Source organism: Streptomyces olivochromogenes, assembly GCF_001514115.1.
GTDB classification, from domain to species: domain Bacteria; phylum Actinomycetota; class Actinomycetes; order Streptomycetales; family Streptomycetaceae; genus Streptomyces; species Streptomyces olivochromogenes.
Map to the genome: position 1 here is coordinate 105364 of NZ_KQ948459.1, position 12444 is coordinate 117807.

Here is a 12444-nt window from a genome sequence, read left to right on the forward strand (position 1 = left end):
TCAGCGCAGGTGGCCGGTCGGGCGGCGAGGCCCGCGTGGATCACGTACATCCCCTATTGCGGAGCTTTGATCCGTTCCAGTGCATTCCGGTGCCTTATGTGTGCTTTTGAGGCACTGGAGGCGTCGCGGTGTCCGTCACGCCGGACGCAGCGCGCTGTGGATCGCGTTCTGTCCGGCGAAGAAGAGGGACTCCTCGCGTATCGAGGCACCAGGGCTGGGGGCGTGGATCATCATGCCGTTGCCGGTGTAGAAGCCGACGTGGCTGACGTTGTCGTAGAAGAAGATCAGGTCGCCGAACTGGATGTCGGTCAGGGGAATCGCCGCACCGGCGGTCGCCTGCCCGTGCACGGTGCGCGGGAGTGCCACCCCGGCGGCCCTCCAGGCGGCCTGGACGAGGCTGGCGGAGTCGTACGAGTCCGGCCCGGTCGCACCCCAGACGCACGGCTTGCCGATCTGCTCGCGGGCGAAGGCGAGGGCCTTGGCGGCCTTCCCGCCGTACGCCGACTCCGCGGCGCCGACCGCTGCGACGGCCGTGTTGACCGCGCCGGTGCCTACGGGCATACCCGCGGCCAGGGGCATCCCGGCGCCGAGGGACATGTCGGCGCCGAGGGGCATCCCCGCACCCATGGACATGTCCGTGGCCGGCGGCATGCCGTTGCCGAGGGACATGTCCGCGCCGGGAGGCATACCCGCGGCCAGGGGCATCCCCGCGCCGAGAGACATGTCCGTGGCCAGCGGCACGCCTCCACCGAGGTACATGTCCGCGCCGAGCGGCGTCCCCGTACCCATCGACATGTCCGCGCCGAGAGGCATACCCCCGGCCAGGGGCATCCCCGCACCGAAGGACATGTCCGCGCCGAGCGCGTTCGACTGCTGTCGCTGCCACGCCTCCGCGGCCTGCTGACGAGCCTGATCCTCCGGAGTGGGCCAGACAGCCTCGGCCGGACGTGACTCGATCGCCGCGGGCCCGGGGTTCCACTGTGCGGCGTGCTTGGACACCAGCTCACGGGCCAGTGCCAGCTTCCGCTGGATCTTCTCCTTGGACGTCTTCAACGAGGACTGCCCCGGCCCGGCGGGCAGCGCGGGCAGCAGGGCCGTGGCGGCCTCCTGCGAGGGTTGCGGCGCAGGCTCCGGCGCGGCCGGCAGCGCGGCGACGGCCCTGGCCGTCAACTCGGCCACGGGCCCGGCGGCCGCCTCGGCGGAGGAGGGGCCCGCGGTCAACTCGAGAACGGGGCGGGCGGTCAACTCCCGCCCACGGTCGGTGAGCCCGTCCTCCGGCCGCTTCGCCGGGCCCGTGGGCCGCGCCTCGGCCGGGGGCTTCGGCATCCGGTTGGCCGGCAGCCTGGCCGGCGCGGACGGACCCAGCTGCGCGCGCGCCGCGTCGAACCAGGTCTTGGTGATGTCGTCGAGGGCGGGGTCGCGGCGCCTGCGCGCGGTTTCCGGCGCCGGGTTGACGCGGCCTCGGCTCCCCGTGGTCATCGCGCGGGTCCCGTTGACGAACCCGACGGCGTTCTCGGCCTGGTCGTAGAGGGAGCTGATCCGCTGCTGCACCTCCTCGCGGCTCGGACCGTCCGCGCCACTGAGGGCGTCCGTCGCGCGTGCGGAGTCGGGCCTGCCAGGGAGGCTGTTGCCTCCAGGGCGCGGGGTTCGTTCCGGCGCCATGGGAGCCGTACTCCTTCCGTACTCCGCCTACCGGGCCGGCTGTCGGGTTCGGGCGGAAGATTCCGGAAGGCATGCCCTACGGCCCTTGCCCGAGCGGGCGGTTGGGCCGATTCACCCCAAGGTCGGTTGGGTCCCGGTTCCGGTTGCCACGAGGGCACCGGATTCGGCGGAGGTCGCGCGACCCGGCGAGGTTCGCCGGAGGGAGTCGTGCGGCCTACAGCCAACTTAGCCAATTTGTGTGCCTGGTGTGAAGATTGGAGCGCGAACTGTCCGATATGTAATTGTGACCTTCGTCTACGTGTCCCGGCCGCGACCAGGATGTCGTACGACCGCCGTGCGCCCCATGGTCGCCGCGAGCGTGCGCAACCGACGCCAGTCCAAAGGGGGTTGGGCCTCCGGCACACCGGGCCGTTCCCTGGGGACGCGGACGCGTAGGGCGCCGGGTTCGACGCGGCAGTGGACCGGGGCGGGCAGCACCAGGGCCTCGCCGTCGATGCCGGCCTCGATCTCCGCACGGTCGGCGTCGATGACCACCTCACGGGTGGTCAGGACCGCGAGTCCGTCCGGCGCGGGGTCCAGTACGAGCACGGCGGCCTCGGCCGCGCTGTCCACCGTGATGCCGAGGACACCGAGCAGCCCGGAATCGAGCCGTTCGCGGCGGCCGAGACCGGCCGGATCGTCGGTGCGGTAGGGGTTGTTGCTCACCAGTACGGCCTGCGGGGCGTCGAGCGTCGTGTCGCCGGCGCGCGCGGTCAGTCGCGGCCCGCGCTGGCGGGTGAGCAGGTCGGGCAGGAGGTCCAGGATGGTGCCGATCTTGTCGTCGCGGTACGCGGGACTCTGCACGACCGCCGCGTACGCGCCGAAGGAGGCGTTGTTGACGAACGGGTGGCCGCCGGCGAAGCCGAGGTCCACGCGGAGTTCGACGCCGTCGGTGAGGGCGTCCAGGCAGGTCGCCGGGTCGTCGCGGTCCAGGCCGAGGTCCATGGCGAAGTGATTGCGGGTGCCGGCGCAGACCACCAGGAACGGCAGACCGTGTTCTGCGGCGACGGCCGCCACCAGCGCCTGGGTACCGTCACCGCCGGCGACGCCCAGCAGATCCGCGCCGTCCGCGACGGCGGCCCGGGCCAGCGCGGTGACGTCCTGGTGCTGGTCCGGGTCCAGGAGCACGACCTGCGCGCCGAGCCGCTCCGCCTTCTCCCGCAGTCCGAACTTCGCCACCTTGCCGCCGCCGGAGTGCGGGTTCATGAGGAGGAAGGGGCGCCGCGGCGGTGGTGCCCTGCGCTCCTTCGGGCGCGGGGCGCGCGTCCGGTCGCTCCGCAGGGCGTACCGGCCGCTCCAGACGGCCACGGCCCACAGTGCCAGCGACACGGGGACGGCCCAGAGCAGGCGGGTCACGGCGAACAGGGTGATCACGGCGCCGGGCGCGACGGCCGCCAGCACGGCCGCCACCCAGCGGAGCGGGCCGCGCCGGGTCAGCGCCCACCACAGCGCCGCCGCCGTGACGGCCACACCGAGGAGCGCGGCCAGGAGCAGCAGTACGCCGTCCACGCCTCCGTAACCGAGCGGCAGCAGCACCGCCAGCGCGGCCGCGACCAGCGCGGCCCTGGCCGCCCACCGTTTCCCGTGGCCGACCTGCGCGCTCGTGTCCACACCCATCGCTCCTCCACGGACGTCGTAGAAGTCCGGCCCTGGTGGGCCCGGCCGCACGGAGGCCTGGTTCGGTGGGTCGTCGGCTGTGTGCGGGGTCGGCCATCGACGACACAGTCGTATGCAACCGTCGGGTCAGGCCCCGCGCAACCGCCACGCTCCGCCGGGCCCGCGCCGACCGGGACCGGTCCGGGCGCTTCTCACCGAACCCTTGGTCCACCCCTCGGGGCCGGGACCGTCGCGGCTGATGCACGATGGGCGGCGGCGGGGCCCGGGAGCACGCCGGGGTGTGGCGGGGAGGGACAGTGGTGATGAGTGGGCAGCGCGGCCGTGTCCTGGTCGTGGACGACGACGCGGCGATCCGCCGCTCGCTGGAGCGGGGCCTGAGGCTCGGCGGATTCACCGTGGACCTGGCGGACGGGGGCCGGCCGGCCCTGGCGGTGGCCCGGCGGACGCCGCCGGACGTGATCGTGCTGGACATCTCGATGCCCGGCCTCAGCGGCATCGAGGTGTGCAGGGCACTGCGGGACGAGGACAACGACGTACCCGTGCTGATGCTCTCCGCACTCGACGAGACCGCCGACCGGATCGCGGGCCTGCAGGCGGGCGGCGACGACTACCTCGTCAAGCCCTTCGCCCTGCAGGAGCTCGTCCTGCGACTGGAGGCACTGCTGCGGCGCAGGCCGCCACGGGACAGCGGCACCGTACGGGCCGGCGGGCTGCTCATGGATCCCGCCGCCCGCGGGGTGAGCCTCGACGGGAGGCCGGTGGAACTGACCCGCCGCGAGTTCGAACTCCTCCACTTCCTCGCCCGCAACGCCGGCATCGTGCTCAGCCGGGACCAGCTCCTCGAACGCGTATGGGGCTACGACTTCGAGGTCCGCACCGACGCGGTGGACACCTTCGTCAGCTATCTGCGCCGCAAACTGGAGACGTCGGGGCGCTCCCGGATCATCCACACCGTACGAGGCGTGGGCTTCGTCCTGCGCGACGACGACCCGGGGGAGCGGCCGTGAGACTGTCCACGCGGATCGCCCTGGCCGTCGGAGCCACCGTGCCCGTACTGGTACTGGCCACCGGCTGGCTGCTGCTGCGGCTGGTCGCCGCGGATCTGCACGATCAGCAGGACACGCATCTGCGTGAGCGTGCGGTGGCCGTCGCCAAGGACGCCCGGGGGCTGCTGCGCGCGAGCGCCGCCGACCGGTCGGCGGCGGTGGAGCAGGCCCGCGAACGCCGGGTGTTCACCTCGGCCCTGGATGTGGGCGTACGGCTGATCGGCCCCGAGGAGACCTTCACGGGCGGCCCGCAACCGGCGGCCGACGTGGCGCTGCCCGCCAGGGCGCCCGTGCCGGTCACCCTTCGTGCCGACGGCAGGAGCTGGCGGATCCTGTCGACCCGGGTGACCGGGTCCCACCCCGGTGTGCGCGGCACCCTGTGGCTGTTCGCGTCCGACACCGCCGCCGACACCCAGGTGCGCCTGGTCCGACGGCGCGCGGTGACCGTCGCCCTGCTCGCCGCACCGCTGTCCGGGCTGCTCGCCTGGGCCGTCGCCACCCGGGCGAGCACACCGCTGCGCCGTCTGCAACGCCGGGCGAGCGGCCTCGACCCCCGTTCCAGTTCCACCCGCCTCGATCACACCCCGACGCGGATCGCCGAGGTGGACGACCTCGCACACACCCTGCAGACCGTCCTGGCACGCTACGACGAGCAGGCGTTCAGGACCGCCGAGGCGCTGGCCACCGCCCGCTCCTTCGCCTCGGCGGCCTCGCACGAACTGCGCACCCCGCTGATGAGCATGCAGACCAACCTGGAGATCCTCACCGAACATCCGGAACTCGCCGGACCCGACCGCGACGAAGTGCTGCACGACCTGAGCCGCGAACACGCACGCCTCCTCGGGGTCCTCGTCATGCTGCGCGACCTCGGCCGCGGGGACCTCGTCGAGGCGGACGCCTTCGGCCCGGTCGACCTCGCCGACCTCGTCGAAGCGAGCACGGAGGAACAGCGGCGCCGCCATCCGCGCGCACGGGTGGCCGGTCACTGCGCACCGGGGCTGCGCGTACACGGCTGGGAGGCGGGACTGCGGAGCCTGGTGGACAACCTGCTCGTCAACGCCCTGGTTCACGGACACACGGACGGGCAGCCCCCACAGGTCGAGGTGACCTTGCGCGCGAGCGGCGCCGACGCGCTGCTCGTCGTCGAAGACCGGGGTCCTGGGATCCCGCCCGCGCTGCGCACCGAGGTCTTCGAACGCTTCCGCCGCCGCCCGGACAGCCCCGGCTCCGGCCTCGGACTGACCCTGGTCGCCCAGCAGATCGCCCTGCACCGGGGCGGGATCCGGGTACTGGACCGGCCCACGGGTCCGGGCACGCGCGTCGAGGTCACCCTGCCGCTGAGCGACGGCACCGCGGACACGGAGGCCACGCTCCCGCTCCCGCGCAACTGGATGATCACGACCGCCGACCGGCCACAAGAATTCCACAAAGACGGCTCCTAGCTTTCCCGGCGAGAGGGCAGTCGCCCGTGAACGCGGAGGAGTTCGTCATGCCAAGCACCAGGAAGACCGTGATCTCGGTCGTCTCGTTGGTCGCCGCCGGGTCGTTGTTCGGCGCCGCCGGCGCCGCCACGGCCGACGCCGCGACTCCCGCGCCGTCCGGCACCCCCACGGGCGACGGCGCTGCGGCGCTCTGTAAGCGCGCGCCGAAGATCGACCGCCGGATCGACCGGATCCTCACCCGGCTGCGCGCGGACGCTTCCCGGCGTGGCTCCATCGCCCGTCTCGAGCAGCGGGTGGCGAACGCCAAGTCCGCGGGGCACACCCAGATCGAGACCTACCTGAACGACCGGCTCACCGTCCGGCGTTCCCTGGTCCCCACCCTGGAGACCCGCCAGAAGGACCTGGCCGACGTCGAGAAGTGGTGCGGCGCCCACGACAACGGTCGTACGAACTGATGCGCGCGCGTCACACCGCGCCGGCCGTACTGGCCGCCCTGCTCTTCCTGGCCGGATGCGGCCACGGCGGGAGCGCACAGAGCACGCAGGGTACGCACGGCACACAGACCGCACAGGGCACGCAGACCACTCGGCAGCCCGCACCCACCTCCTCCGCGGACCTCGGTCACCTGCGGAAAATCGTCGACGACGCCGATTCCGCGGTGAGCGCGGCGGAGTCGGACATGGCCCGGGAGTGAGGTCAGCGTTCCGCCGGCGGGGGCGATCCGGTGGGATGGAGCCGGTGCTGGCCGTCGACGGGGCGGGTGGCGAAATGCGGTCGATGTGGATGGTGGGAGGCGGTGCGTTCGATGATCAGGAGGGCGGCGTCGTCGCCGGGGTGGTCGCCGACATGTGCCAGGAGGTCGTCGTGGATGTGCCGCATCAGGGCGTCGGGGCTGGAGACAGGAAAGGAAGCGACCCGCTCGAGGAGCGGGTAGAAGACGCCCGACGGTGAGCGGGCTTCGATGACGCCGTCGGTGTAGAGCAGGAGGATGTCACCCGTTTCGAAGGTGAACGGGTCGGGTCGGTGACTCGCGGCGGGCAGCTCGCACATGCCCAGCGGGGGGAGGGGGTGGCGCGGGTGCAGGACCGTGACCTCGCGGTTGCGCAGCAGCAGAGGCGGTGGATGACCGCAGGTGATCATCCAGGCGTCCGGCCCCTCGTCGGGGATGTCGAGCACGAGCGCGGTGATGAAGTGCTCGCCCGGGTCGTGCTCGGTGTCGGCCACGTCCTCCAGGTCGCGGCACACGCTGACCTCCAGTGCCGCCGTGAGTTCGGGCAGGGTGGCGTACCGGTGAGCGCCCTCTCGGAACGAGCCGAGCACCACCGAGGCCTCGCCGATGGAGGCCAGACCCTTGCCGCGTACGTCCCCGATGATCACCCGCGTGGAGGGATGGGCGGCGCGGGAGACCGCGAACAGGTCGCCGCCGATCTGCGTCTCGTCCTCGGCGGCCAGATACAGCCAGGCCACGCGCAAGGGCCCGATCCGGCGGGGCGGCGGTCTCAACAGGACCCGCTGCGCCGTCTCGGCCACCGACCGTGCCCGGCTCAGCTCCCGGGCACGCCGCTCGCGTACATGGCACACGAAGACCACCAGCGCGGAGAGCACGGTCAGGGCGATGATCTGCGAGACGTGGTTGGCGGTGGTCAGCCCGCCGTGGAACACCGCGATGAAGACCTGGGCGGCCACGGCCAGCACTCCCACGACCGCGGTCAGCCGTGGCCCGGCCAGGGAGGCGGTGAGGGCGGGGGCGATGACCAGCAACGGACCCAGGTGGACGCTGGTCGGGGAGTGGAGGTCCACCACAGTGATCACTACGATCAGCGCGAGTGGGATTGCCACCAGTCCGCGGCCCGACGGCTGCTCCACGAGGCGGTCCACTGACACACGCCGGACATCCACAAATACCATTTTGCCCCCGATTCCGAAGCCTGTGCTCCCCGGCAACGAGGCATAAGATCGGCTTATGGGGTCATAGATCCAACCCGGCTACTGACTAAGGTTTGCCTTAGTTTAGGCTTCCCGGCGAGCCACCTTGCCACCGTTCGAAGGGAACCTGATCATGCCTCGCCCTCTGCGGGTAGCCATTGTCGGAGCCGGCCCCGCCGGGATCTACGCTGCCGACGCGCTGCTGAAGTCCGCAGTTGCGGTCGAGCCCGGTGTGTCCATCGACCTCTTCGAACGGATGCCGGCCCCCTTCGGTCTGATCCGTTACGGCGTGGCCCCCGACCACCCGCGGATCAAGGGCATCATCACGGCCCTGCACCAGGTGCTCGACAAGCCCCAGATACGTCTCTTCGGCAATGTCGACTACCCGGGGGACATCAACCTCGACGACCTGCGCACCTTCTACGACGCCGTGATCTTCTCCACGGGGGCGACGGCCGACCGCGCCCTCGACATACCCGGCATCGGCCTCGACGGCTCGTACGGTGCCGCGGACTTCGTCTCCTGGTACGACGGTCACCCGGACGTGGCACGGACCTGGCCGCTCGAAGCGGAGAAGGTCGCCGTCCTCGGCGTCGGCAACGTCGCGCTCGACGTCGCCCGCATCCTCGCCAAGACCGCCGACGAACTGCTGCCGACCGAGATCCCGCAGAACGTCTACGACGGCCTCAAGGCCAACAAGGCCCTGGAGGTCCACGTCTTCGGCCGCCGCGGTCCGGCGCAGGCGAAGTTCAGCCCGATGGAGCTGCGGGAACTGGACCACTCCCCGAACATCGAGGTCATCGTCGACCCCGAGGACATCGACTACGACGAGGGCTCGATCGCGACCCGGCGCGGCAACAAGCAGGCCGACATGGTCGCCAAGACCCTGGAGAACTGGGCCATCCGCGACATCGGTGACCGCCCGCACAAGCTGTTCCTGCACTTCTTCGAGTCCCCGACCGAGATCCTCGGCGAGAACGGCCAGGTCGTCGGCCTGCGTACCGAGCGCACCGCCCTCGACGGCACCGGCAACGTCAAGGGAACCGGCGAGTACAAGGACTGGGACCTCGGTGCGGTCTACCGCGCCGTGGGCTACCTGTCCGACGAACTGCCCAAGCTCCCCTGGGACGCCGAGTCGGGCACCGTCCCGGACCAGGGCGGCCGGGTGATCGAGGAGACCGGCGAGCACCTGCAGTCGACGTACGTCACCGGCTGGATCCGACGCGGCCCCGTGGGTCTGATCGGCCACACCAAGGGCGACGCCAACGAGACCGTCGCGAGCCTGCTCGACGACCACGCGAACGGACGTCTGCACACGCCCGGCTCGCCCGACCCGGAGGCCGTGGACGCGTTCCTCGGCGAGCGGGACGTCCGCTTCACCACCTGGGAGGGCTGGCACCGCCTGGACGCCGCGGAGAAGGCGCTGGGCGAACCGCAGGGCCGGGAACGCGTGAAGATCGTCGAGCGCGAGGACATGCTCGACGCGAGCGGCGCGTAGACCTCGGGGGCTCCTCAGGGCCCCCTTGGCCTCAGCACTCCTCGACCTCAGGACCCCTCGGGCCCTTCAGCCGACGTAGTCGGCGACCAGAGTCGCGAACTCGTCGGGGGTGACCAGCCGGATGCCGAGGTCCTCGGCCTTGGCGCGCTTGGATCCGGCGCCTTCGCCGGCGACGACCAGCGTGGTCTTCTTGGAGACGCTGGAGGAGGAGCGGCCACCGGCGCGCTCGATGAGTTCGTTCATCTGGTTGCGGCTGAGCTTCTCCAGCGGGCCGGTCATGGCTCCGGTGACGACGACCGCCATCCCGGTCAGTGGTCCGCCCACCGGCTCCGCGCCCTGAGCGCCGGTATCGGCGTCGGTGTCGTCGGCGGTGACGGGCGGAGTGGCACCGGGCTCGGTCATGTTGACCCCGGCCGCGGCGAGCCTGTCGATGAGCGGGGCGAGTTCGGTGAGTTCGGCCACGATGGACGGGGCCTTTTCCGTGCCGATGCCCTCGACCCGCTGCATCGCCTCGGCGTCGGCGCCACGGATGTGGTCCATGGTCGCGAAGTACCGGGCGATACGACGGGACATGGAGCGGCCCGTGCCGCGGACGCCGAGCGCGCACAGCACTCGCGACAACGGCTGCCCCTTGGCCGCGCCGATCGCCGCGAGGAGATTGTCGGTGCTGGTCTCACCCATCCGTTCCAGGGTGAGGAGCTGGTCGCGCGTGAGGGCGAACACGTCGGCCAGATCGGCGACCAGGCCGGCCTCGACGAGCTGGACGACACGGGTGTGGCCCAGGCCCTCGATGTCGAGCTGGTCGCGGCCGGCGGCGTACGAGAGGGCGGCGACCAGGTGACAGTTGCGGCCGTTCTCACAGCGCCAGCGCTGCTCGCTGGTGTCGATGGCGGAGCCGCACCGCGGGCACACCTCGGGGAAGACGATCGGCCGCTCCTCGCCGGTGCGCAGATGGGCGACGGGGGCTTCGACGCGGGGAATCACGTCCCCGGCGCGGTGGACCATCACGTGGTCGCCCAGACGCAGGTCGCGGCGGGTGATGTCGGCAGGGTTGTGGAGGGTGGCGTAGGTGATGGTGGAGCCGTCGATCTCGACCGGTTCGAGGACCGCGCGCGGAGCGATGATGCCGGTGCGGCCCACGTTCCACTCCACCTCCAGCAGCCGGGTGATCTTCTCGACGGCCGGCAGCTTGTAGGCGATCGCCCACCGCGGCGCACGCGAACCGGATCCCGCGGCCTCCTGATCGGCGGCGAGGTCGGCCTTGACGACTATCCCGTCGATCCCGAACGGCAACTCCGCCCGAAGCGCGGCGATCTCCTTGACCCGGGCCAGGACCTGCTCGGCGGTCTCCGCCGTGGTTCCGGGCACGGCGGTGGCGGCGGTGGTGTTCACGCCGAGCTCGGCGCACCGGGCCATCAGCTCGCTGTGCGCGGCCTCGCCCAGCCGTGCCGCGAGAGCCTCCTCGGTGCCGGGCAGCGGCAGCAGGGCATAACCGAAGAAGGTCATCGGCACGGTGTAGGCGCGGTCCTTGGCGCGCAGCGTGCCCGCCGCGGCGTTGCGCGGGTTCGCGAACGGCTGGCCGCCGTGCGCGGTGCGCACCTCGTTGGCGTGCTCGAACTGGGCGGTGGTCATCAGGACTTCGCCGCGCACCTCCACCGTGACCGGCTCGGCGAGTTCGGCCGGGAGGCCTTCGACGGTGCCGATGGCGTGCGAGACGTCCTCCCCGGCCGTCCCGTCGCCACGGGTGATCAGCCGGGTGAGGCGACCATGGGTGTATCGGGCGGCGATCGCGAGCCCGTCGAGCTTCGGTTCGACATCGAACCGGGTGACGTCATGGCCGATCCGCCGGGCCAGCGACGCGGTCCAGGCGGTGAACTCCTCCGGCGAGAACACGTTGTCCAGGCTCAGCATGGGGACCGTGTGCGGGACGTCGCCCTCCACGGCGCCACCGGCGACCTTCCCGGTCGGTGAGTCGGGCAGCACCTCGTCGGGATGAGCGGACTCCCACGCCGCGATGCCCCGCACGAGCCGGTCGTAGGTGTCGTCGTCCAGTACCGACGTGCCGCCCGCGTAGTAGGCGGCCGAAGCCTTCACGGCGTCCTCGACCGCCTGCGCGTAGGCGGCGGCATCCACGATCACTGCGGCTGGTGTTGTCATACCCGCCATCCTGCACGCCACCACTGACAACGCCCCGGTACGCGTCCGCCGCACGCCGTCCGCCGCACGCCGGAAACCAGGTGACCGCGACGGCGGTGACCACTACGGTGAACTCGTTCAGGTGCGAAGGTTTCGGCTACTTCTCCTGTCAAGAGAGAGACGCGGGTTCGAATCCCGTCGCCCGCCCCGGCGGGTGTCGTCCAGCGGCCCAGGACACTTACGTCGCCGACACCGATCCCGATCTCTGAACACCGCGACACGGGCCGTCCGCCACGGGGGAGAACAGGCGGACGGCTTCGTCGTGCGCGGAGGAGCGGCTGTCGGTGACGACAGTCCGCCGCTCCCGCTCCCCCTCCTGCCCTCAGCCCGTCGGCCGCGGCTCAGCTCACTCCGGCGGCGCGGAACCCGGCGCGCCCACCCGCAGACCGTCCATCACGAGGTCCAGAAGGCGGGTGGCGCGCGGCTGCCAGTCCCCGTCCGCGTCGATCTGCCAGAGACCGGCGATGAAGAGGAAGAAGTCCTCGGGGGTCACTCCGGGGCGGATGCTGCCCGCCTTCTCGTTCGCCGCCAGGAGCAGCGCGGTGGCCGAGGACATCGCGCCGTGCCCCAGCCGGGTCAGGGTGCCGTGCGCGAGGGCGGTCGCGCGCAGGGCCTCCGCCAGGCCGGCCTTGGTCATGGCGAACTGGGCGAGGCGGTCCATCCACTCCCGCAGGGCCCGGTCCGGCGCACGCGTCTGGAGCAGCTGCGCCGCGGTGTCGGCGACCTGCTGCACCTCGTGGCGGTAGATCTCCAGGAGGAGTGCCTCGCGATTGGGGAAGTTGCGGTAGAACGTCCCTTGCCCGACCCCCGCCTTCTTGGCGATCGCGCTGAGCGGGGTGTCCGCCGACCGGGTCAGCTCGGCCAGGGCCACATCGAGAATGCGCTCGCGATTGCGCTGCGCGTCCGAGCGCAGCGGGGTGGCCTTCTTCTGCTGCACTCGGGCCTCCTTAGTCCTCCGCCCTCCCAGGCGAGTACCTTGCTAAGCGGACAGCTGTCCGATAGGTTCGAGATGAGCGGA

10 protein-coding genes and 1 riboswitch are annotated in these 12444 nt (G+C 71.7%); of the genes, 5 read left to right on the forward strand and 5 right to left on the reverse strand.

Going from position 1 to position 12444, the window contains the following annotated elements; genetic code table 11:
• Positions 1–135: 135 nt before the first annotated feature.
• Together AQJ27_RS58780 and AQJ27_RS24490 are read right to left on the reverse strand one after the other, a co-directional pair.
• Positions 136–1662, reverse strand: a complete 1527-nt coding sequence (locus AQJ27_RS58780; RefSeq protein ID WP_235613569.1) for a C40 family peptidase — start codon at positions 1660–1662, stop codon at positions 136–138.
• A gap of 8 nt (positions 1663–1670) precedes the next feature.
• Positions 1671–1841: riboswitch (cyclic di-AMP (ydaO/yuaA leader) on the reverse strand.
• 115 nt (positions 1842–1956) lie between these two features.
• Positions 1957–3318 carry a diacylglycerol/lipid kinase family protein gene (locus AQJ27_RS24490; RefSeq protein ID WP_067372746.1) on the reverse strand — a complete coding sequence of 454 codons (1362 nt, stop codon included), beginning with the start codon at positions 3316–3318 and terminating at the stop codon, positions 1957–1959.
• A gap of 302 nt (positions 3319–3620) precedes the next feature.
• On the opposite strand from AQJ27_RS24490, the gene AQJ27_RS24495 reads away from it, so the two are divergent.
• Genes AQJ27_RS24495 through AQJ27_RS24510 form a run of 4 tightly spaced genes read left to right on the forward strand, consistent with a single transcriptional unit; the run spans position 3621 to position 6500 of the window.
• Entirely contained in the window at positions 3621–4325 is a 705-nt protein-coding gene (locus AQJ27_RS24495; RefSeq protein ID WP_067372749.1) for a response regulator transcription factor, read from the forward strand.
• Positions 4322–5806, forward strand: a complete 1485-nt coding sequence (locus tag AQJ27_RS24500) for a sensor histidine kinase (protein ID WP_067372752.1) — start codon at positions 4322–4324, stop codon at positions 5804–5806. Before AQJ27_RS24495 ends, AQJ27_RS24500 begins: the two co-directional genes overlap by 4 nt.
• Before the next feature lie 47 nt (positions 5807–5853).
• A complete protein-coding gene (locus tag AQJ27_RS24505; RefSeq protein ID WP_067373459.1) occupies positions 5854–6261 on the forward strand; it encodes a hypothetical protein in 408 nt (135 codons plus the stop codon).
• Positions 6261–6500, forward strand: a complete 240-nt coding sequence (locus AQJ27_RS24510; RefSeq protein ID WP_067372755.1) for a hypothetical protein — start codon at positions 6261–6263, stop codon at positions 6498–6500. The genes AQJ27_RS24505 and AQJ27_RS24510 overlap by 1 nt, the downstream gene beginning before the upstream one ends.
• A 2-nt stretch (positions 6501–6502) precedes the next feature.
• On the opposite strand, the gene AQJ27_RS24515 is transcribed toward AQJ27_RS24510, so the two are convergent.
• On the reverse strand, positions 6503–7690 hold the full coding sequence (locus AQJ27_RS24515; protein WP_341866093.1) for a PP2C family protein-serine/threonine phosphatase: 1188 nt from the start codon (positions 7688–7690) through the stop codon (positions 6503–6505).
• 175 nt (positions 7691–7865) lie between these two features.
• Here AQJ27_RS24515 and AQJ27_RS24520 point away from each other — a divergent pair, with 175 nt between their 5' ends.
• A complete protein-coding gene (locus AQJ27_RS24520) occupies positions 7866–9230 on the forward strand; it encodes an FAD-dependent oxidoreductase (protein ID WP_067372762.1) in 1365 nt (454 codons plus the stop codon).
• A gap of 66 nt (positions 9231–9296) precedes the next feature.
• Here AQJ27_RS24520 and ligA read toward each other — a convergent pair whose 3' ends face one another.
• Both ligA and AQJ27_RS24530 read right to left on the reverse strand, forming a co-directional pair.
• Complete coding sequence (ligA, locus tag AQJ27_RS24525; protein ID WP_067372766.1) at positions 9297–11396, reverse strand: NAD-dependent DNA ligase LigA; 2100 nt, start codon at positions 11394–11396, stop codon at positions 9297–9299.
• A gap of 376 nt (positions 11397–11772) precedes the next feature.
• On the reverse strand, positions 11773–12363 hold the full coding sequence (locus AQJ27_RS24530) for a TetR/AcrR family transcriptional regulator (protein ID WP_067372769.1): 591 nt from the start codon (positions 12361–12363) through the stop codon (positions 11773–11775).
• Positions 12364–12444 lie beyond the last annotated feature (81 nt).